This window comes from Endozoicomonas sp. Mp262 (assembly GCF_025643335.1).
GTDB lineage: Bacteria > Pseudomonadota > Gammaproteobacteria > Pseudomonadales > Endozoicomonadaceae > Endonucleibacter.
The window spans coordinates 1113996-1135670 of record NZ_CP092489.1 but is presented as its reverse complement, the minus strand read 5'-3'; the positions used below and the strand labels follow the sequence as shown (position 1 = coordinate 1135670).

The following is a 21675-nucleotide window of genomic DNA, read 5'->3' as shown; positions in this document are numbered from 1 at the left end:
TCTAAGTGCTTGGATAGATTGGTAGGGGTTGAATCTATTATGATTTTATTGATTTATATATCAAGTGATAGACGCTTTCTATGAAAAAAAATAATGTATTGATTGCTGGATGTGGCGATGTGGGCTCGGCCCTGGGGTTGGCCCTATTGAAGCAGGGTCGGTTTAATGTCTGGGGACTCAGACGTAACCCAGACCGTTTGCCGGCGGGGATTTATCCTGTGCGGGGAGATCTGGAGTCAGCCAGTGACCTGGGAGACTGGCCCGCATCCATTGATTATGTGGTTTATTGTGCGGCAGCCAATGAACGCAGTGAAGAGGGCTATCACAGGGCTTATACCCAGGGACTGAGTCATGTACTCCAGCGGATCAGTGGTGATAATTACCATCCTGCCAGAATTTTTTTTACTTCAAGCACCAGTGTTTACCATCAATCCAGTGGCGAATGGGTGGATGAAACCTCCGAAACAAAGCCACACTCTTTTGCCGGACAAACCATGTTGAAAGCAGAAGCGGTGTTACAGGCAGCTTCCTTCCCAACCACCACCGTTCGCTTTGGTGGTATTTACGGCCCGGGCAGATCCCGTTTGATTAACCGTGTTAAAGAGGGGAATGGCTGTTTTTCCAGTCCGGCAGTCTATGGCAACCGGATTCATCGGGATGACTGTGCTGGCATACTCGCTCATCTGATAGCACTGGATTTACAAGGGCAGCCAGTGAAGCCTCTTTATCTTGGTGTTGATCATGACCCTGCGCCTGTTTATGACGTTTTACAGTGGTTGGCAAGCCAGTTAAAGGTGACATTACATAATGAGGGTTCACCGCCTGCCAGAGGTAACAGGCGCTGTTCCAATAAGAAAATTCTGGTTTCCGGGTATCGCTTTATTTATCCGGACTATCGTCAAGGCTACCGATCCCTGTTATGTGACAGCTAAGGGGAGTGCTGGTTAATATGGTGTTAGGTGTCATTGGCCAATACTATCACTGGTAAAGCTAGCTTCTTGATTAGTTACAGTACTTGTTGGCTTCATTGTTTTTTGCTGTTTTTTGATTTTATCTCTTTTGTTTTGAAACCATACCGTAATAACTTTTGGATCTACTATACCTGTTTCAGTACAAATAGCATTTCGCACATCCGGGGTTAAAAATTTATTTTCTTTAAATTTATTATTTAATATAATCAACTGTTGTGCTGTAAAGCGTGTTCTTGATTTCCTCGTTCGAGAAACGCTTTCAGCATCAACTGTCATGACGTTAGGGTCTGTATACTGTCTTCCTATAGAGACAATATTTGTTCTATATGATATTTGAAATACTGTGTTTTCTGTATAATCAGTATTTATTTGTTTCGTTTTGGCCATAAACTGGACTATCGTGTCGCCATCTATTGTAACGAATGTGCTTTCATGAGTGATGCTCATTATCTTAAAAACATTCAAATCTTCAGGCATTACTACATAAGAGCGACTGTCATCAATATAAATGACATAATCTTGTTCATAACTAGATATATCTACAGCTATTGCGTTTGAGCAGGATATTATTACTGTCAATAGTACTAACTCTTTCACTTTTCACTCATCCTAAGAAATGATAGTGCTAAGTTTAGACACCTAACAACAGCAGGCAAGGGACAGCGAAGCTGCCCCTGCTGCCGGGGATAGCCCGGATATTTCATAAACGTGCTCCCGGCCTTGCTTGTCCTTTGTGGCCCTAAGGAGTTTTGTTCAGTTGACCGTACTCCCCGGTACGGCACTCCTTCACAAAACTTCTTAGAGCCACAAAGTCCAGCGCAATGCTCGGGGCAGTTTATGAAATATCCGGGATAGATTAACCATTCATCCAGTGTATTAATAATGATAAAAAAATCCTGTGCTCCCGTGTTGATCCTATTTTTTGGCATGGTTTCTGGCTGTTCTACGCCAGAATCATTATCCGTAAAAAATAAAACAGGTGGGCAACAGGTATCCGAAAAAAATGAACCCGGGTTGGCGCTTTACGAGGGAGCCTGGGATGAAAGTGTCCAGTATGCAACAGGAGCCAGAACATCCACAGAGGCAGAACAATTGGCCGATAAGGCTTTGCAGCGTAACAACATGAATAAGGCTGCGGCATTCTATGCCAGGGCTATTGAACTGGATAAAAAAAATGCCAGTGCCGGTTATAAGTTGGCGAACCTTCATCAACAGGCAGGTAATAGTGGGCAGGCCGAACAAATCTATCGTTTTGTTTTAAAAAGCACCCCAAGGCATATTGCCAGCCTGGAAGGAGCTGGCCTGATTTTGTTAAAGCAAAACAATATCAAAGAGGCAAGGCGTCTTCTGGTTAAGGCGGTTGCGGTTTACCATAACCAAACAGCCAAAGAGAGAGCTTCACAAAGCTATATCCCTGTGGGGGCTTACAATGGACTGGGGCAGCTGGCAGATATTGAAGGGGATTACCAGAAAGCACAGGCGTATTACCAGCAAGGCCTGGAGCAAGAGCCGGAGTCACCGGAATTAATCAATAATATGGCTTACTCCCTATATCTCTCAGGCGACTGGCGAAGGGCTGAAGGTTTACTTCATGAAGCGTTGAGTATTCGTCCCCGGTTTACACGAGCTATTTATAATCTGGCGTTGGTGAATATTCGGGCAAGGCGTTATGACAGGGCACTTGAGCTACTGGAACGGTATATGGAACCTCACGAAGCCAGTAATGATGTGGGTTATCTGGCTATGATGGCGGGCGATGAGGCAAAGGCGGCAGAGCTGTTTCAAAATGCTATCGACAGTGCGCCGTCCTATCATGAAGCGGCCTGGCGAAACATGGATAAGCTGAAACAGCTCGGGTGGGGTACTCGGGAACCGGAAAATCAATAGCTCCTTACTTCAGTTCAAGAATGGCTTCAATTTCCACAGGAACCCCTTTTGGCAGTTCTTTTACACCTACGGCTGCCCGTGCAGGATAGGGTTGCTGGAAATACTCCGCCATAATTTCATTAACATCCGCAAAGTTGCTTAAATCCGTCAGGAAAATGGTGACTTTGGCAGCATCTGCCAGAGTGCCACCTGAAGCTTCAGCCACCGCCTTCAGGTTTTCAAAGCAGCGACGGGTCAGGTTTTTAAAGTCACCGGCCTCCAACTCCATGGTTTCCGGAATCAGTGGAATCTGGCCAGAGATATAGACGGTAGTGCCCGCCTTTACGGCTTGGGAATAAGTGCCAATGGCGCTGGGCGCTTTATCAGTATGGATGGTTTGCCTGTTGCTCATGGTTGTTCACATTAATTATTTGTTAAAAAGCTTTGAAATAGTAGGAGGATGACTTACTGGGGTCAACAGTCGAAGCTTTTGATTAATAAGTCAGTTTTTGTACAGCCTGCTAGAGTTATAGCCGTTGTTGTTTACTATCCAGAGGTACATAGTGGTGTTTTGGGATAAAAAACTACTATTGGCTGTCTTATTTAGTATGAATATATTACCGGCGACAGCTCAGCCCTATGGGGTAACAGGCACAGATAATAATCCTCAGCAAACAGTTGAAGGTTCTCGTGTTCAATCTATAAAGGGTGTAAAAAGAAAAATTCCACCGGGTTCGGACAGTCCAGGAGTCGAGCCAAAGAGTATGAGGCTTAGTAGTGAAACAACTTTGTGTAAGCCTCTGTCTGGTGACAACAGGTACATACCGTCAACGAGTACTGATACAATGACTGGTAACAGTTCATGTTCTATTGGTAAGAATGTGATCTCAACCGTTTTTTCAGCTATTTCAATGAGCTGTAGATGGGGTTTAGAAAATATTGTCAATACAATACGAAAAGTACGAGTAGTTACAACAGCTATTCCACCCCCCTCTCAAAAAAGAGTCGTTATGCTTGAGGATATTGGTGGTTATTCTGCTGAAACCACGGGAGCTTCGGAATTAGAATTATCACGATTTAAAATGCCATCAACAGAAACATTTCTTAAAGAAAGTGATATTGATAAGCATATGTTTGCAGCTATTCCCGTGACATCAATTAAATCACTGCAACAGCAAGGCTTACAGTAAATTCCAAATGGAGTGATTTCGCACAAAATAACGTCTACTTTTGATAGGGATACTTTATCAATGGCTGTCTCTCATGGCTTATCCATTCCAAAAAAGTCGTAAGCATCTTTGTGCAAACAGTTTAATTACTACGATTTCTGAAAGTTATGAGCAAATTCCAGATGTCCGACCAAACAAGGATTCCAGAAAAATAACAATACATGATGCCTCCATGTCCGCTTTTGCCATGATGCATCTCAAGTACCCATCGCTCCTCTCGTTTGAGCGTGATAAAACAGAGCAAGAAGTAAGGCATAACCTTGAGCACCTGTATCAGATAAAAAAACGTGCTCCCTGTGATACCAGTATGCGGGAAATCCTGGATCCAATAGATCCCGTAGAGTTCAAAAAGCCTTTTAAGACATTGCTGTCTAACGTCCAAAGGGGCGGATTACTGAAGGCATTCGAATTTCACTGCGGGAACTTGAAAAATCACTACTTGCTCCCGATCGATGGAACTGGGCTATTTTACTCCTGCAATAATAAAAAACCTTGTCAGGAGTGCTGTACTAAAAATAAGGGAAAGGCCAACGAAGCTCACTACCACCAGTTAATGGCAGCATGCATTGCTCACCCGGATCAAAAAACAGTCTTGCCATTGGCACCGGAAGCCATAGTTTGCCAGGACGGTTCGACCAAAAATGACTGTGAAAAAAATGCCATTAAACGGTTGTTTGCCACCATACGAGAGCATCACCCACGTCTAAAGTTCGTTATTCTTCTGGACAGTCTTTATGCTGACAACCCCACTGTCCAACTGATTAAGAGTTATGGCTGGCATTACATCATTGTCGCGAAAGATGGCAACCATGCCTCGCTGGTTGAAGCGATGGATGAGCTGGATAAAGAAGGAAAAGTTCACCGTGCTGAAAAAGTTAATGAAGAGACTGGAATTAAGTGGTGGTTTCGCTATGCCAATGACGTCAGGCTGAACAAGGCAAAATATGCAGAACAGGTTAATGTGCTTGATTTTGTCGAAACCGATAAAAAAGGTAAACAGCATATCTGGTGCTGGGTGACTGATATTCCGCTTAACGAAGAAACCATAGAACCCGTCATGAAAGGAGGGCGCTGCCGATGGCATATTGAGAACCAGACGTTTAACACCCTGAAAAATCAAGGCTACGATCTCGAACATAACTACGGTCACGGTGAGAAGCACTTAGCCACAAATCTGGCCTATCTGACGATGCTTGCTTTTCTCGTAGATCAAATACAGGAACTGTGCTGTCCCCAGTTTCAGGAAGCTTTAAGAACCCGCTCAAAAGGAGTCCGTATAGCATTATGGAAATGGATACAGGGCTATTTTTTGCATTGGCTGATAAAAACGTGGGAGGGGCTTTTTTACACAGTAACTCATGGTATTGAAGAGAAAAGGGTGATTCCATTCGATACATCATAACCGGCCATATCGTAGCTACGTTCAGGGGTGACATTTTTTCTTTAAAGCTCCGCTTTGTTAATTGGCGGCTCAGTTTTGATCGGCTTCATTATTTTTGCTGCCTTATTGTCAATACCAACGATCATCGACGTTCATCATGCGGGAATAGCTGATATGTTTGTTGAAGTGAAAAATGGTGAAAGCCAAACTATTAGAAATATTGAATCAATTCCGGTTGAGCCTTACGAAGAAAATAGTGGTCATTTGGCTTGTGATTTTGCGAATCGAAGGCATGAATTTTATTTTAACTGTGATAAAAAGCTAACTGCTATGGTTTTAGATAATCCTAGAGAAAATAATGGCGTTATAGTTGAGAGCTATAAACCAATATATCAATGGCCCTCAAATCCTTCAGTTATTCAAATAGACCAGATTCCAACCTTAGATGAAAATGAGGAAAGTACTTTTTCTGATCACTTACATACTGAAGCTGAAGAACCAGAAATTAAGCACTGTAGGCTGAAATCACATATTATTAAAGAGTTGATGAACTCGGAAACCTATAAACAAGCTTTTGCAAGGCTAGCTACATTTGTAAAAGAAAATAATTTGAGTACACTGCCCCATAAAAATCACCTGAAAATGACTGTTATTGGTCCTATAAAATATGGGGTATATGATAAAAGCACAGCAGGCTTTGTTCATACAGATGGTGAGGACAGGAGTACACTGTTATCACAGTCTTTTATCAGTCAATCGCCAACCACCGCTACAGCACCAGGTTTTTTTTGCAAAGATAAGGTAAGACTTCCACCCCATATTGAATTATTACTCCTAATGGGTAAATGTGAAAAACAATTTAATGAATTGAAAGCTGATAATGAAAAACTAATTACACAATTATCCGAAAATAATTTGTTAACTAGAGGCTTTGCTAATCATCTAACTGTTTTCAGTGGGGCACCTGTGCATATAGCTGAAGACCCAAGTTGTCTTAATAATTCAAGGAATTTAACAACTATACTCCTTGAACTAGATCCAGAATTTGTGAAGTTATTAAAGGAAAAAGATTTATTAAGTTCTTGTCTCAATGTCTTATGGGATGGTTATATGGGAGCGGAGTGAAAATAATTACTTTTAAAACTATATCTCCCGAAGCCGGTTAATAGAATGAACGCCTTTAATCACCCGCAGGCGTTTAATTACCCGGGCTAAATGCAATCGGTCGGTGACATTCACCAGCAACTGAACTACACAGAAACGGGCATCCTTTTCTTCCATGCTGATCTTTTCGATATTGCCTTCCACAGCGGTGATGCTGGTGGCAATAGAGGCAATCATCCCTCTCTGGTGTTCAAGCTCGACCTGTAGTTCAACGGTAAATTCACCCTTAACATCTTTATCCCACTCAACTTCCAGAACCTTGTTCGGATTGTGGCGTATTTCAGCAATGTTATGGCAGCTGTCGCTGTGTATGACGATGCCTCGTCCAGAACTCACATGACCAACAATAGGGTCTCCGGGAATGGGGTAACAACAGCGGGCAAAACTGATGACCATACCTTCTGTTCCCCTGATGGAGAGAGGGGACTCGGACTTCGAGCTTTCCAGCTGGCTTTTCTTTTCGCTGCTATCTTCGGGCTCTATCAACATCCTGGCGGCTATATAGGCCATGCGGTTGCCAAGACCAATGTCTTCCAGAAAATCATCCAGGGAATTTATGCCAAGTTGTTCCAGTTGTTGGACTATAGACTTTTCGCCTATCAACTCCAGAGAGGTTTCAAAACCAATTAATGCTTTATTGAGCAGGCGTTTGCCGAGAGAAATGGATTCGTTTCTGCGTTGGCTCTTTAACAGATGACGGATATTGGAGCGTGCTTTTCCTGTCAGCACAAAATTTAGCCAGGCTGCGTTGGGTTTTGCCTCCGATGCAGTGACTATTTCAACGGTCTGGCCACTTTGCAGGGGCTGGCTAAGAGATGCCAGTTTTTTATCAATACGGCAGGCAACACAGGCATTACCTACATCGGTATGGACAGCATAGGCAAAGTCAACGGGGGTAGCCCCTTTCGGCAGTTCAAGAATATGCCCCTTGGGGGTGAAGACATAGACTTCGTCGGGGAACAGGTCGATTTTAACGTTTTCTATAAACTCCAGGGAATCTCCGGCATTGCGCTGTAACTCCAGAACGCCCTTCAGCCATTGCCGTGTTCTGGCATGACTGCCGGAAAGGGCCTCTTCACCACTCTTATAAAGCCAGTGGGCGGCAATGCCGTTATTGGCCATGTCTTCCATTTCCTGGGTTCGGATCTGGATTTCGACGGGGACTCCATGCATGCCAAATAACGTGGTATGGAGCGATTGATAACCATTGGCCTTGGGTATGGCGATGTAGTCTTTAAAACGGCCGGGGATGGGTTTATAGAGATTATGGGAAATACCCAGGGCTCGATAACTACTGTCGACACTGTCCACGATAATCCGAAAGGCGAACATATCCATGATTTCGGAAAAGGACTTCCGCTGGTTACGCATTTTCCGGTAGATGCTGTAGAGATGTTTTTCCCGGCCAACCACACGGCCTTTCAGACCTTCTTCCTCAAGCCGGGTTGCGATGGCTTTCTGAACCTGGCTGACCAGATCCTTTCTGTTTTTTCTGGCGCGCTGAACGGCTTGGCGTATTAATCGGGAGCGCATGGGATACATGGCTGTAAAGCCAAGGTCTTCCAGCTCGACCCTGAGGGTGTGCATACCCAGTCGGTTGGCTATGGGGACATAAATATCCAGGGTTTCCCGGGCAATTCGAAAGCGTTTTTCGGGGCGAAGTACACCCAGGGTTCGCATGTTGTGAAGGCGGTCAGCAAGCTTGACCAGAATAACCCGGATATCCCGGGCCATGGCCAGGGCCATTTTCTGGAAGTTTTCAGCCTGGGCCAGGGTTTTGTTTTCGAAGTGCATATGGGTCAGTTTGCTGACCCCGTCCACCAGGTTGGCGACAACTTCACCAAACTGCTTCTGAATAGCTTGCTTTTCGATACCGGTATCTTCGATCACATCATGGAGCATCGCCGCCATCAGGCTGGGGTGGTCCATATGCATATCTGCCAGGATGGCAGCAACTTCCAGCGGATGGGTGATATAAGGTTCACCACTGCGGCGAATCTGGCCGTCATGGGCTTGTTCGGCAAAATAGTACGCCCTGCGAACAAGATTAACCTGCTCGGTACTCAGGTAGGACTTCAAGCGGCTGGCAAACTCGTTGATGGTCAGCAAAGCCCGCTCCTCCCGTGCAGATTAGGCTGGCCTCAAAGGAATCATTGCGGCCAGGGTTATACTTCTTATCCTTCAACTCCGGTCAGAAACATAGCTGCTTCATCATCTTCGAGGTTGCTTTCTTCAATGGTCTTGGCTGTGACCAGGCCGTCGGCAATTTCACGGAGCGCCATAACGGTGGGCTTGTCATTTTCCCAGGCCAGCTTTGGGTCCTTGCCGCCAATGGTGAGCTGGCGCGCACGCTTGGAAGCGACCATTACCAGTTCAAAACGGTTATCTACGTGATCGAGGCAATCTTCAACAGTTACGCGAGCCATGTTTACTCCATCGTCAATGGTTATAAGAGAGTTCGCCGGACCTTACAGTGTACTTTACGACCCAAAAGCAGACAAGCTTTAGCCGAATGTTAACTAGGCGTATAGTTATCGGGTTTTATACATAAGTAGTTGATGGAAAATAACCAGAATGGTCAGGATATCTGAAAGACTGGCGGCTCTGCGTGCCGCTATGAAAGAGCATCAAATAGACGCCTGGATTGTCCCCAGCTCCGATCCCCATCAGAGTGAGTATGTTGCTGAACACTGGACAGGCCGGGCATGGGCCTCTGGCTTTAGCGGTTCTGCAGGAACTCTGGTGGTTCTGGGCGAGCAGGCCGGTCTCTGGACCGACGGTCGCTATTTTATTCAGGCCGAGCAAGAGTTGCAGGGTACAGGTGTCCAGTTGATGCGTGAAGGTAACGCTGGTGTACCCACCATGGGTGAATGGCTGCAGGCACAACTGGAGTCTGGCAGCACTATAGGCTTCGATGGTAAAACCATGAGCCTGGCAGCGGTACGCCGACTTGAGAAAAGCTTTGGTAATCGGTCTTTTGTCATTAACAGTGACCGGGACCTTTTGGAGGGTATCTGGACTGATCGCCCATCCCTGCCTGCCGAGAAAGTATTCCTTCATGAGGATCACTATGCCGGCAGAACCCGGGAGCAGAAGTTTGAGCAGGTTCGTAAGGCAATGGCGGCCAAGGGGGCTGATCACCTCCTGATCAGTAGCCTGGACGATATTGCCTGGCTGTTTAACCTGCGGGGTTCTGATATCGAGTGTAATCCGGTATTCCTTGCCTATACCATTTTCTCAAAGGATCAGGTTCAGCTGTATATCAATGATGCCAGAATTGAACCTGTGGCATTACAGGCACTGAAAGCATCCAATGTTGTAATGCGTAGCTATGATGCTATTGCCGCAGACCTAGGTAAACTGGCTGGTGGCAGTACTATCCAGCTGGATCCGGCAACCACCAGTCGCTGGTTAATTGAATCTTTGCCTGAATCTGTTCAGATTATTGAAGGCGCTTCCCCTTCCAACCTCATGAAGGCGGTAAAGAACGAAGTGGAAATTGCGTCCATGAAGCACTGCCATCGCAGGGACGGAGTTGCCATTGTCCGCTTTATGCGTTGGCTTGAGGGTGCGATTCCGACTCGTGCTGAGGATGAGGTGAGTCTGGACGAAAAACTGGAAGGTTTTCGTGCGGAGTCTCCAGAGTTTAAGGGACCCAGTTTCCCAACCATTGCAGGTTATGGTCCGAACGGGGCTATTTGCCACTACCGGGCTGAAAAAGCCACCTGCCTGACTGTTGAGCCACGAGGATTGTTATTGGTTGACTCCGGCGGACAGTATCCTGATGGTACCACTGATATCACCCGTACCTTTGCCTGTGGTGATATGACGGATGAAGAAAAACGGGATTACACTCTGGTATTGAAAAGCCATATCAATCTTGCCAAGGCTCGCTTCAAAAAAGGTGCCCGGGGGATACAGCTGGATATGATGACCCGCATGCCACTGTGGGAACTGGGTATGGACTTTAACCACGGCACGGGTCACGGTGTGGGCTATTTCCTGAATGTGCATGAAGGGCCCCAGAGTGTCAGCCCTCGCTGTCTGGACGTTCCTTTGAAGCCGGGTATGCTGATTACCAATGAGCCAGGCATGTATCGAGCCGGTAAGCACGGGATCCGTATCGAGAATATCATGCTGGTGACCGAGGATATGGAAAATGAATTTGGCCAGTTCTACAAGCTGGAACCATTGACTCTGGCACCCATTGATACCAAGCCTCTGGTGATGGATCTGCTAACCGGTGAAGAGGTTGAGTGGCTTAATCAATATCATGCCAAAGTACTGAAGGAGCTTTCCGGCGTGCTGGATGGTGATGATTTAGTCTGGTTGAAAGAAGCGACTCAGGCGATTTAATCACCCGGGTATTTCATCAATGGCCCCGTGATTATTAAAGCGGGGCTTCTCCAATGGGGTCAAACCATGCAGATCGACACACCTTTTTTAGCGTCATTATATTTGTAGGTGTTTCTATAAAACGCTGAGCTTCGTCAGTAAACCCTGTTAGTTTTATAGAAAGCTCTCCCGGATTTTTTTCATCGAGCTTAATTTCCAGGGAATCATCTAATTTGACGGTTAAGGTTTTGGTCAACGGGTGTGTTTTTACCTTGTTCGAAATAAGCTCTTTATAGTGCAACATTTTTTCAACATAACTAAATTTTTCTTCTGTTTTCTTTAAATCACTTATTCCGGGGGCGACGTTTTCCACGCCGTTATTAATTCTGTCGCATATACGGTCAGCTAATGGCTCCATGGGGGTTTTATCTTGATGATCCTGCACCTCCTTAAGCAAGGCCTGTCCCTCTGCTGCTTTCTGTTTTAAGTCTGACAGATGCCGTTGTTGTTCCTGTTGAAACTGGCTGAGAGATTTTGTTTCGATGGCTTGATCCAGTGTGGTTTGTGCTTCTTTAAAAACCGCCTGTGTAGAGGCCTGCCAGCGGGCAAATTGATTGATTTGAGTACTCTCTTCATTGCTACAATCAGGGCCTGGATGCGCTACTTTACTGAGAAAATCAAGGTATGAGTCAGATAGATAAGCTCCTAATTTAGCCTTATGCTCTTCAGAGGTTCTATCATAGGTTTCTTTATTTGGGCTAATCAGCTGTTCAAATATTTGCCTGTCCAGTTCCGGGCCCATTGCGGATTCCCGCATAAAACTTTTTACATGCTGAACAATATTTAATGCATCTATTTTAAACTTTTCATCGTTGGTTGTTTTTTCATGTTCAGGCTGGAGCATTCCATTTTTGCTAAGGGGTGTTATTCTTACATCATTGAAAACAGCCGTTGGGTCATTGTGTGGATTTAGTAATGCGACCCAGAATTTTTCAAGGTAATTGTTAAGTGCTTCTTTTGGTTTTTTTGATTTTCTGATGGCTTTTATACTTTTTTTCGCCTCATGTTTTTTCTTTAAGGCTTTTTTTTGCTGTTTTTTTCTTGCCTTTGTGAGTTTTATTTTTTTATCAAAAACAAGTTTAGCCGTACTGTCATGAGGCTTGTTATCAACGGTCAGGCTTACTTCCGCTTTGACATGGGGTAAGTCATCGGAGTTATCAGTACTACTATCTGTTGTACAACCGGCTATTTGGATTTTTGGGGCGGTCATATCAGTAGAGTGGTGAGGGAGATGTGGTGATGACCCCTTCATATTACCTTTTAGTTTTTTGGCCTCCGACCGTGTCATATTTTTTCTTAAGGGATCATTTCTATCAAATGGACTCTCTTTTTTTTCAAAGTCAGTATCGGAGTCACAAGAAGAAGATGAAGAAGCAGAGGAGGGGGCTACCATATACCGGGTTGGTTGCTCTCTTTCTTCTGTATCCTTTATTAAGGAGATATTTCGATCAGTTAGTGGTTTCTTTTCGTGCCCGTTGGGTTTTCTTATGGCTTCCCGGGTTTCAGGAGCTAGGGTTGATTGATGTTTTTTAGTAGGGATATCCAGTTCACTGTGCAAGGAAAGAGTTATTGAATCTAACCCCCCTGGTTTTATTTCCCCATTTCTACTCATAAGGCACTCCCTGGCTCAGGTCGTTGAATATTCTAATACTTCATATTTAATTTTTAGCACTGTTTAGCTATAACAGCTGTGAAAAAGCTGGCATTTAGCCAGCTTTTTCAATTAATAAGAGATTGTATCAAGTCTTCCTTATAGTGCTGAATCCAGCCGAGGGACAACCGGCGGCTTCTGATAATAGTCTGAAGATCTCTCAGAGCCAGATCAAATTCATCATTAATCACAATATATTCGAATTCATTATAATGTGACATTTCATTGACGGCCTGGGCCATACGCCCCTCTATCACTTCCTCGGGATCCTGGCCACGACCAACCAGCCGTTCGTGCAGTGCTTCTCTGGAAGGAGGAAGAATAAAGATGCTCACTGCTTCTGGCATCAAGCGTCTGACCTGCTGGGCACCCTGCCAGTCGATTTCCAGAATAACGTCTTCACCCCGTTCAAGCTGTTCCCGAACCCAGGTCTTGGAGGTGCCATAGAAATTGCCAAAAACCTCAGCATGCTCGAGAAACAGGCCTTGTCCCAGCAGCTCCTTGAAGTTCTCTACAGTGGTGAAGTGATAGTTAACCCCGTCTTGCTCGCCCGGGCGGATGGGGCGGGTGGTATGGGAAACGGACACTTTTACATGGGGAGTCGACTCCACCATCGCCTTAACCAGGCTGGTTTTTCCGGCACCGGAAGGTGCTGCGATAATATAAAGCTTGCCTTTGTGCATAACTGCTCCGTTATTCAATATTTTGAACCTGTTCTCTCATCTGCTCTATCAATACTTTAATATTGACAGCCGCCTGAGTGAGTCCGGCATCTATAGATTTGGATGAAAGGGTATTGGCCTCACGGTTCAGTTCCTGCATCAGGAAATCCAGACGCCGCCCTATTGCACCTTTTTTGGTTAAGGTTCTCTGCACCTCGGAAATGTGGGCACCCAGCCGGTCAAGCTCCTCTTCAACGTCGAGCTTTTGCGCCAGTATCACCATCTCCTGTTCCAGACGGTCTGAATCCAGCTCCTGTTTTACCTCTTCAAGGCGATTAAGCAGGCGCTGCCTTTGGCCATTGAGGATTTCTGGCAGAGCCGCCCTGAGGGTGGCAACCTCTTCTGTAATGTTTTCCAGACGCGTGAGGATAAACTGTGAGAGTTCAGCCCCTTCACTTTTCCGCATATCAGAAAGCTGGTTGATGGCTTCTTGAAAGCCTTTTTGCGCTGCCGTGCGAACGGGTATGAGGTTATTTTCTTCAGTGACCTGCATGCCGGGCCACTGAAGAATATCCATCGGATTAACACCCTGGCAGTTTGATATTTCTGCTTCGATTTCAGTCAGTGCCTTTTTGACCTTTTCGAGCACAGGGCGATTGATGCTTAAGGACTGTTCTGATTCAGAAAGCTGTAGCTTCAGACTGCACTCAACCTTTCCACGTTTCAGCTTGTTTCTCAGGGTTTCCCTTATCGATGGCTCTATATCGCGGATTAGTTCTGGCAGTCTGAAATAAGGCTCAAGATAACGGTGGTTGACTGAGCGAATTTCCCATACCAGGCCACCCCAATCCTCCTGGATATGGACTCGGGCGAATGCGGTCATGCTGGAAGTCATGAATAACTCAATAGTGGGTTAGTGAAAGGAGAAGATTTTACCTTTTATCCTCAATAAAGCCATCAGGGGCTGTAGAGGTTTTATCGTGAGTTCAGTGGTTCGTAAAGCGGTTTTACGCAAGGCGAACTGGCGCAGCGCGTAGTTATTCTACGTCAAGCCAGTTCAACGCAGTCGGAGGGCCGCTTTACGAACCACCTGGAAGGGCCAAAGCCCGTGTTTCCGTGCCGTCGTTGCAGTAGCTTGAAATACACGGGTACGTGTGACCTTTAGGTTATTCCTGCACTACTGCGCCTAGCCACGAAACCAAGGGCTTTGGCTGAACACATGATAAAATCTCAACAGCCCCTGGGAGCTATTGTCGTTTTAGCAGAGGGTCATAGTGGTTATAATCGGGGTCTTTAGCAGTTATCTAAGGTAGCACCCATGCGTCCTAGTCGTAGAACAGCAGACCAGCTGCGTGAAGTCACTATTACCCGGAATTACACCAAACACGCCGAAGGTTCGGTGCTGGTGGAGTTCGGCGATACCAAAGTGATTTGTACCGCGTCTGTTGAAAAAAATGTTCCCCGGTTTCTTAAAGGTTCTGGCCAGGGTTGGGTTACCGCAGAGTATGGTATGCTTCCTCGTTCCACCACAGACCGCATGGGACGTGAAGCAGCCCGAGGCAAGCAGGGAGGGCGCACGTTGGAAATTCAGCGGCTGATAGGCCGGTCCCTGCGTGCGGCATTAGATTTAAAGATGCTGGGCGAAAACACGATTACCATCGATTGTGATGTGATCCAGGCTGATGGTGGCACCCGAACTGCATCGATAACCGGCGCCTGTGTAGCACTGGTTGATGCTATCCGTTATATGCAGCGCAGAAAAATTATTAAAACCGACCCCTTATTGCAGATGATTGCTTCTGTTTCTGTGGGCATCTACAAGGGAAGTCCGGTTCTTGACCTGGACTATCCTGAAGACTCCTCCGCTGAAACGGATATGAATGTTGTGATGACAGAAGAGGGGGGCTTTATTGAGATTCAGGGCACTGCGGAAGGTGCTCCGTTTAGCCAGAATGAAATGACAGCTATGCTGGCCCTGGCGCGTCAGGGTATTGGGGAGCTTGTGGAGCTTCAGAAGAAGGTGCTGGCGGAATAATACCTGTTTTGGCAGTTGATCGCTTTTTACGATCAGTTTGAATCTCTTCCTATCCAGCCACCGACGCTCATCAGAGTCTGCCGGTAGCTGGTTCATTGGCTTCAGGTTAAATGCTCAGTTCCCAGTCGTAGTCAATGATCACCGGAGCATGGGATGAGAAAATCTGTGACTTGTATATGCCACCATTCAGCACCCTGTGACGCATACCGGAGGTGATGATTTGGTAATCAATACGCATACCCAGGTTATCGTGTCTCAGGTGTTCGTCTTGCCACCAGGTGTACTTCCCGGATTCACGGTCTACTTCACGATAAGCATCAAAATAGCCCATATCCCCAAGCAAGCCTTCCATCCAGTTTCTTTCAGCCAGCTGGAAGCCGGAGATTTCTTCTGCTTCTCTCCAGTTAGCCACATCAATTTTCCGGTGGGCAATATTCCAGGTACCGCTCATGATGAACTCACGTCTTTTACGACGCTGCTTGTTGAGGGTATGAGAGTAGCCATCTAAAAAACGATACTTGAAGTTTTGACTGTCTTCATCATGACCCTCTGGTACATAGATGTTGGCGATACTTATTTTATCGAAATCAGCTTGTAAAAAGCGTCCTGTTTCATCGGCTTCCGGATACCCTAAGCCGCTAATTATTGCTTTTGGCGCTTGTCGTGTATAAATGGCAACGCCACCTTTATCTTTTCTGTTATACCCTTCAAAGGCATAGCAGAAATAACCATCCAGAAGGTATTTATCCTCCTGCATGGCATATTCATCTTCACGTATATCCTGAAGGCATACGACATCGGCATCTTGTTCCATAAGCCAGTCGAACAAGCCTTTTTCTCTTGCGTTATTAATGCCTTCGCAATTGAAACTTATTACTCTCATTGATTACACCTTGCCAGAGTCAGTGAGCACTCGGACATAAAGCAACTACCACAATATTGTTGGCGACAGGCGCTTAGTGGCTATGGGGATTACCGGCTACCTCCTAGCTATAGGGGTAAAACCCAGCTATCTTCATATACCGTCGCCGGTGCTTGAGCTTACTCCTGCTAAATCACGTTGCGAATACATTACTCTTTATCAGTGAAATGATTGGAATAATGCAGTAGGCGCGTCCGTGTATAACGCACAGCAACTGTTATTTGTTTATGAATAAACAGTGCAGCACAACGGTACAGGAAATAAAAAACTATAAAAAATCAATAATAGCGGGTCATAACCACATTGTTTATCCGCATAAATGCGGCATCTTCTGTCGGTCGCAATCCGCAGTTACACTATATGCTTCAAATTACGAACAGGCATCATTTATGTTGAGTTATCAGAAAGAGTTCCTGGACTTTGCCCTTCAACAGGAAGTGATTCGATTTGGTGATTTCACGCTAAAATCGGGACGACAGTCTCCTTATTTTTTTAATGCCGGGTTGTTTAATACGGGCGAAGCCATGAACAAGCTGGGGCAGTTCTATGCCAGTGCCCTTATGGCTTCAGGGGTCGACTTTGATATTTTGTTCGGGCCTGCCTATAAGGGAATTCCCCTGGCAACAGCCACCGCCATTGCTTTATCAGAGCATCATGGTTGCAATATTCCCTGGTGTTTTAACCGAAAAGAAGTCAAGGATCATGGGGAAGGGGGCAATATTGTCGGCGCTTCTCTCAAAGGAAAAGCCATTATTGTGGATGATGTTATTACCGCAGGGACTGCCGTTCGGGAGGTGATGGAGATCATCAAGGGTTCAGAAGCAACACCGGCAGCCGTTATGATTGCCCTTGACAGGCAAGAAAGGGGAAAGGGAGAACTCTCTGCCATTCAAGAGGTTGAGCGTGACTTTGGTATTCCGGTAATAAGCATTGTTACTCTGGAACACCTGTTGGAGTACGCCGAAAGCAATGACTCAATTAAGAGTCATGCGGCGTCTATTAAAGCGTACAGGGAACGGTATGGGATCTAGCGAAAGATAACCGTTGATAACGACTGCCACTGCTCAGACCAGTGGGCAGTGGGGAGTCGTTTAAATTCACTGCGTACATACTGGCCTATACGTCCTTCCCCGCAGGCGAGTATCAGGTTTGTGGTTGTACTGATGGTCATTTGAGTACGCAGGCCCTCCTTGTACTCAGCCTCTCTCAATATTTGTTTGATTTGAGTTTCCAGGCGCTCAAAGAGTTGGGTAATACGTTGTCTTAAGCGAACGGTTTCTCCTGCCAGCGCATCACCGGTCAGAAGCCGGGTTAATCCGGGATTCATTTCACAAAAGCCAAGCAACAATAACAGTATTTTTTCGCACCGGATGAGTGCTTGGTCATCATCGGTCAAGATGAGGCTAATACGTGAAAAAAGGGTTTCTTCAATAAACTCAATCAACCCTTCGAACATCTTTGCCTTGCTGGGAAAGTGACGATACAGGGCAGCTTCTGAAACACCTACTTCCTTTGCCAGCGCGGAGGTAGTGATTCGCTCGCCTGGAGAGGTTTCCAGCATGTGAGCCAAAGCCTGGAGTATGTGTACCTTTCTGGAAAGTTTCTGCGCTTTATCCATTACTGCCTGTATTGTGGTCGTTAAAATAATGCTGCTTCATCACATGAAGAGGAGAAATATAACCGGAAAATATGAGCTATCAGGTCATCATGCACTCCTGATCAAGGTGCCAACCTTCTGGTCAGTGAGTAACTCCAGAAGTAATACGTGGGGAATTCGCCCATCCATGATATGGACGGTGTTAACACCCTGGTCAATGGCTTGTGTAGCGCAATTTACCTTGGGGATCATGCCACCTTGTATTGTACCATCTGCAATCAATGACTCAATTTGTGTCAGATTCAGGTGGTTGAACAGCTCTTTGTCCCGGTTCAGGATACCCGGTGTATTGGTTAATAACAGCAGTTTTTCAGCCTGAAGGGTTTCTGCCAGCTTGCCAGCCACAAGGTCAGCATTGATGTTATAGGATGTTCCTTTATCATCAGTGCCAATAGGGGCAACCACAGGTATAAAACCTGAATTTTGTAACAGGTCAATAATTTCCCTGTTGATGTGACGAACTTGCCCCACATGGCCAAGGTCAATCATTTCCGGCGTTTGCATGGTCGGTGCTTGGTGGGGTACCAGAAGCGGTTCAGCCACAATAAAGGATGCATCTTTTCCTGTGATCCCCACAGCGTTGCCACCATGACTATTTATCAATGTGACCACCTCTTTGTTGACCAGTCCACCAAGAACCATTTCAACAACACTCATGGCCTTTTGATCCGTCACTCGCATGCCTTGTATAAACCGGCTGCTAATATCCAGACGTTTGAGCATTGCACCGATTTGCGGGCCTCCTCCATGTACAACAACAGGGTTTATGCCCACGGCTTTTAGCATCACTATATCCCGGGCAAAACTGCTTTTGAGTCCATCATTCTCCATGGCATTGCCGCCATATTTGATGACAACAGTCTTACCGGCAAAGTGCTGAAGATAAGGCAGTGCTTGCGTAAGAACAGTGGCGATACCTTCAGCAGGCAGGGAATCATTGTCCATTGATCCTCCAATTATTGTTATAGTAGACACCGGTCAGATAGCTTGAAAGGTAGATTATCAGATAGAGTTTCAGGGGTGAATCGGCACTTTTAACCGGTTTATAGGGTGGCGTCGCAATGCATAAGAGTAGGGAATGGTTAATGGGAAATAGGGAGTAGAAATCCATACTTCCCCATCAACCATCAACCATCAACCATCAACGATTAATGCCTGCCTGAGTGCCCAAAGCCACCCGCTCCCCGCTGGCTTTCATCAAAGGTATCAACAATATCCAGTTCTGCCTGCACCACAGGAACCAGAACCAGCTGGGCAATTCGCTCTCCCGGGTTAATGGTGAAGGTGCTATGCCCCCGGTTCCAGCAGGAAACCATCAGCTGACCCTGATAGTCAGAATCTATCAGGCCAACCAGGTTGCCCAGCACAATCCCGTGTTTATGGCCAAGACCCGAACGGGGCAGAATCATGGCAGCCAGGGAGGGGTCTTCAATATGAATCGCCATGCCGGTGGGAAGCAGTTCGGTCTGGCCTGGCTCCAGTGACAGGGGAGCGTCTATGCAGGCTCGAAGATCAATGCCGGCAGAGCCTGATGTAGCATGAGTAGGCAGTGGAAACTCAGTACCCAGTCGACTATCCAGAATACGGGTTTTTAACTTTTTCATGCACTTTCCTGTTCTGTTTTCCATGTGTGATAGCTGCGCCCGATAATTTTTAACAGCTTTCGTGCCAGCACTTTTTTGGAGGCCCTTGGCAAGGTTTCTTCGAGGTCTTTGCCCAGGATAGCCACTTCGTTATTATCACTGCTAAAGCCAATCTCCCGGTCAGAGACATCATTGGCAACGATCAGGTCGAGCTGTTTGCGGTTTAGCTTGTCTGCAGCATAGTTCAGCACATTTTGGGTTTCAGCGGCAAAGCCTACCACAAAAGGCGGCTGTTCCAAGGCGCTAACGGAGGCAATAATATCCGGATTTCTCACCAGTCTTATATCCAGGGTTTCACTGGCATTATCGGGATCTTTTTTGATTTTCTCCCTGAGTATCTCTTCCGGACGGTAGTCGGAAACGGCCGCACAGCCAATAAAAATATCCTGCCCATTCATATTGCCATGAACCGCTTGATGCATTTCCCGTGCGCTGGTAACGTCTATAACGCTGACCCGGTCAGGAGCAGGAATAGTGACCGGGCCGCTAACCAGTGTCACTGTTGCTCCTGCCTCAACGGCAGCCTCTGCCAGGGCATAGCCCATTTTTCCGGAGCTGTAGTTTGAGATATAGCGTACCGGGTCAATTTCTTCCCGGGTGGGGCCGGCGGTAATCATGAGATTGATACCGGTGAGGATATCGCTTTCAAAGACATCTGCCGCCTGTTCTACGATGAGTTCCGGCTCCAGCATCCGTCCAGGGCCTATATCACCACAGGCCTGACTGCCATCTGAAGGGCCAAATAGCCGGATATTTCGTTCCAGCAGCTCCTGGCAGTTTTGCTGGGTTTTGCTGTCCCGCCACATTCCCTGGTTCATGGCAGGTGCCAGACACAGAGGCGCACTGGTAGCCAGGCACAGTGTGGTTAATAGATCATTGGCGAGCCCCCCTGCCAACCGGGCCATAAAGTCAGCGGTTGCCGGTGCCACCAGCACCAGGTCTGCCCAGCGTGCCAGCTCAATATGACCCATGGCTGCTTCTGCTTTGGTATCCAGAAGATCCAGGTGAACAGGGTTATGGGAAAGTGCCTGCAAGGTCAAAGGAGTGATAAATTCGCAGGCCGCTGAGGTCATTACGACCTGTACTTCAGCACCCAGTTTAGTCAGATGTCGAATCAACTCGGCACTTTTGTAGGCAGCAATGCCTCCGGTTACACCCAGTACGACTCGTTTGTTTCGTAAACGTTGCATGGATCGGAAAGTTCTCAGGAATTATCTGGACTGTATTTTGTCTGATTTACTTCCAACTTAACAGTCAATGTCATATGCAAAAAAATAACACGCCTGCCCCGTGGGATGGACAGGAATTACCCCGGGAACGATTGCTGAAGTATGGTCCCGGGGCATTATCAGACATAGAGCTTATTGCCATATTGTTAAGAACAGGCTATCAGGGAATGCCTGTTCTGGAGCTGTCATCCTCTCTGTTGGAACAGTTTGGCGGTTTGGATGCCCTGCTCAATGCCGATCACCGGCAGCTTCGTTCTGTAAAGGGATTGGGGCAGGCAAAAATTGCGCAACTGGCCGCTATTCTGGAAATGTGTCGTCGGGTTCTGAAACGACGGGTTGACCGTTCCAATGCCATAACCAGTCCTGACAGGGTACGCCACTATCTTCAGCTTCATTTTCAGGGGCTGGAGCGAGAGGTATTTGCCTGCCTGTTTCTGGATACCCGGCACCGGGTATTGTCTTTGGAAACCCTGTTTCAGGGAACCATTGACAGTGCGGCGGTCTATCCCCGGGAAATTGTAAAAAGGGCTCTGGAGCTCAATGCCAGTGCGGTTATTCTGGCCCATAACCATCCTTCCGGTGATCCGGAACCCAGCCAGGCAGATATCCGCATCACCCAAACCATTATTGATGCCCTTGGCCTGGTGGATATCCGGGTGCTGGATCATATGATTATTGGAGCCGGAGATACCGTTTCCCTGGTTGAAAGGGGGATTATTTAGACCTTCTTTTTTATCGATTTTATAGGGGCTGTTGACGTTTGATCGTGAGCTCAGTGGCTCGTAAAGCGGTTTTCCGCAATACCCAATGGGGCACACCGGGAGGACTGGTGCAGACATAGTTGTTCTACGTTAAGCCAGTCCAACGCAG

At 46.5% G+C, this 21675-nt stretch carries 21 protein-coding genes; 9 read left to right on the top strand and 12 right to left on the bottom strand.

The window, feature by feature from the left end; all coding sequences use genetic code 11:
- The first annotated feature begins 80 nt into the window (after positions 1–80).
- On the top strand, positions 81–932 hold the full coding sequence (locus MJ595_RS04970) for an SDR family oxidoreductase (protein ID WP_263081373.1): 852 nt from the start codon (positions 81–83) through the stop codon (positions 930–932).
- A gap of 30 nt (positions 933–962) precedes the next feature.
- Here MJ595_RS04970 and MJ595_RS04965 read toward each other — a convergent pair whose 3' ends face one another.
- Positions 963–1568 (bottom strand): homeobox domain-containing protein, encoded by a 606-nt coding sequence (locus tag MJ595_RS04965; RefSeq protein WP_263081372.1) that lies wholly within the window; start codon positions 1566–1568, stop codon positions 963–965.
- A gap of 309 nt (positions 1569–1877) precedes the next feature.
- Between MJ595_RS04965 and MJ595_RS04960 the strand changes: the two genes are divergently transcribed.
- The gene (locus MJ595_RS04960) at positions 1878–2858 is read left to right on the top strand and encodes a tetratricopeptide repeat protein (RefSeq protein ID WP_263081371.1); all 981 of its coding nucleotides are present in this window, start codon (positions 1878–1880) and stop codon (positions 2856–2858) included.
- A 4-nt stretch (positions 2859–2862) separates the two neighbouring features.
- Here MJ595_RS04960 and MJ595_RS04955 read toward each other — a convergent pair whose 3' ends face one another.
- Positions 2863–3249, bottom strand: a complete 387-nt coding sequence (locus MJ595_RS04955) for a RidA family protein (protein ID WP_263081370.1) — start codon at positions 3247–3249, stop codon at positions 2863–2865.
- Between the two features lie 154 nt (positions 3250–3403).
- Between MJ595_RS04955 and MJ595_RS04950 the strand changes: the two genes are divergently transcribed.
- From MJ595_RS04950 to MJ595_RS04940, 3 genes are all read left to right on the top strand, one after another.
- Positions 3404–4027 carry a hypothetical protein gene (locus MJ595_RS04950; protein ID WP_263081369.1) on the top strand — a complete coding sequence of 208 codons (624 nt, stop codon included), beginning with the start codon at positions 3404–3406 and terminating at the stop codon, positions 4025–4027.
- Positions 4028–4100: 73 nt separating this feature from the next.
- Positions 4101–5468, top strand: coding sequence for a transposase (locus MJ595_RS04945; RefSeq protein WP_263078002.1), 1368 nt, complete (start codon positions 4101–4103; stop codon positions 5466–5468).
- A gap of 153 nt (positions 5469–5621) precedes the next feature.
- Positions 5622–6572: a hypothetical protein gene (locus MJ595_RS04940; protein WP_263081368.1), complete on the top strand. Its 951-nt coding sequence runs from the start codon at positions 5622–5624 to the stop codon at positions 6570–6572.
- Positions 6573–6590: 18 nt separating this feature from the next.
- On the opposite strand, the gene spoT is transcribed toward MJ595_RS04940, so the two are convergent.
- Positions 6591–8720 carry a bifunctional GTP diphosphokinase/guanosine-3',5'-bis pyrophosphate 3'-pyrophosphohydrolase gene (gene spoT, locus MJ595_RS04935; protein ID WP_263081367.1) on the bottom strand — a complete coding sequence of 710 codons (2130 nt, stop codon included), beginning with the start codon at positions 8718–8720 and terminating at the stop codon, positions 6591–6593.
- A gap of 65 nt (positions 8721–8785) precedes the next feature.
- Complete coding sequence (gene rpoZ, locus MJ595_RS04930; protein WP_263081366.1) at positions 8786–9037, bottom strand: DNA-directed RNA polymerase subunit omega; 252 nt, start codon at positions 9035–9037, stop codon at positions 8786–8788.
- Between the two features lie 148 nt (positions 9038–9185).
- Here rpoZ and MJ595_RS04925 point away from each other — a divergent pair, with 148 nt between their 5' ends.
- Positions 9186–10967: an aminopeptidase P family protein gene (locus MJ595_RS04925; protein ID WP_263081365.1), complete on the top strand. Its 1782-nt coding sequence runs from the start codon at positions 9186–9188 to the stop codon at positions 10965–10967.
- Positions 10968–11001: 34 nt separating this feature from the next.
- On the opposite strand, the gene MJ595_RS04920 is transcribed toward MJ595_RS04925, so the two are convergent.
- The 3 genes from MJ595_RS04920 to MJ595_RS04910 all read right to left on the bottom strand — a co-directional run bounded on the left by MJ595_RS04920 (position 11002) and on the right by MJ595_RS04910 (position 14214).
- The gene (locus MJ595_RS04920; RefSeq protein WP_263081364.1) at positions 11002–12618 is read right to left on the bottom strand and encodes a hypothetical protein; all 1617 of its coding nucleotides are present in this window, start codon (positions 12616–12618) and stop codon (positions 11002–11004) included.
- Between the two features lie 107 nt (positions 12619–12725).
- A complete protein-coding gene (gene gmk / locus MJ595_RS04915) occupies positions 12726–13340 on the bottom strand; it encodes a guanylate kinase (protein WP_263322460.1) in 615 nt (204 codons plus the stop codon).
- Between the two features lie 10 nt (positions 13341–13350).
- Positions 13351–14214, bottom strand: a complete 864-nt coding sequence (locus MJ595_RS04910) for a YicC family protein (protein WP_263081363.1) — start codon at positions 14212–14214, stop codon at positions 13351–13353.
- Positions 14215–14637: 423 nt separating this feature from the next.
- On the opposite strand from MJ595_RS04910, the gene rph reads away from it, so the two are divergent.
- Complete coding sequence (gene rph / locus MJ595_RS04905) at positions 14638–15354, top strand: ribonuclease PH (protein WP_263081362.1); 717 nt, start codon at positions 14638–14640, stop codon at positions 15352–15354.
- A 106-nt stretch (positions 15355–15460) separates the two neighbouring features.
- Here the strand turns inward: rph and MJ595_RS04900 are convergent, their stop codons facing one another.
- Entirely contained in the window at positions 15461–16237 is a 777-nt protein-coding gene (locus tag MJ595_RS04900; RefSeq protein WP_263081361.1) for an exodeoxyribonuclease III, read from the bottom strand.
- 428 nt (positions 16238–16665) lie between these two features.
- On the opposite strand from MJ595_RS04900, the gene pyrE reads away from it, so the two are divergent.
- Positions 16666–17307, top strand: coding sequence for an orotate phosphoribosyltransferase (gene pyrE, locus MJ595_RS04895; protein ID WP_263081360.1), 642 nt, complete (start codon positions 16666–16668; stop codon positions 17305–17307).
- Here pyrE and slmA read toward each other — a convergent pair.
- The 4 genes from slmA to coaBC all read right to left on the bottom strand — a co-directional run bounded on the left by slmA (position 17304) and on the right by coaBC (position 20766).
- Entirely contained in the window at positions 17304–17894 is a 591-nt protein-coding gene (gene slmA / locus MJ595_RS04890; RefSeq protein ID WP_263081359.1) for a nucleoid occlusion factor SlmA, read from the bottom strand. The genes pyrE and slmA overlap by 4 nt on opposite strands.
- 87 nt (positions 17895–17981) lie before the next feature.
- Positions 17982–18878 carry an acetylglutamate kinase gene (gene argB, locus MJ595_RS04885; protein ID WP_263081358.1) on the bottom strand — a complete coding sequence of 299 codons (897 nt, stop codon included), beginning with the start codon at positions 18876–18878 and terminating at the stop codon, positions 17982–17984.
- Between the two features lie 203 nt (positions 18879–19081).
- A complete protein-coding gene (gene dut, locus MJ595_RS04880) occupies positions 19082–19537 on the bottom strand; it encodes a dUTP diphosphatase (RefSeq protein WP_263081357.1) in 456 nt (151 codons plus the stop codon).
- The gene (coaBC, locus tag MJ595_RS04875) at positions 19534–20766 is read right to left on the bottom strand and encodes a bifunctional phosphopantothenoylcysteine decarboxylase/phosphopantothenate--cysteine ligase CoaBC (RefSeq protein ID WP_263081356.1); all 1233 of its coding nucleotides are present in this window, start codon (positions 20764–20766) and stop codon (positions 19534–19536) included. The genes dut and coaBC overlap by 4 nt, the downstream gene beginning before the upstream one ends.
- Before the next feature lie 74 nt (positions 20767–20840).
- Between coaBC and radC the strand changes: the two genes are divergently transcribed.
- Entirely contained in the window at positions 20841–21527 is a 687-nt protein-coding gene (gene radC, locus MJ595_RS04870; RefSeq protein WP_263081355.1) for a DNA repair protein RadC, read from the top strand.
- The last annotated feature ends 148 nt before the right edge of the window (positions 21528–21675 follow it).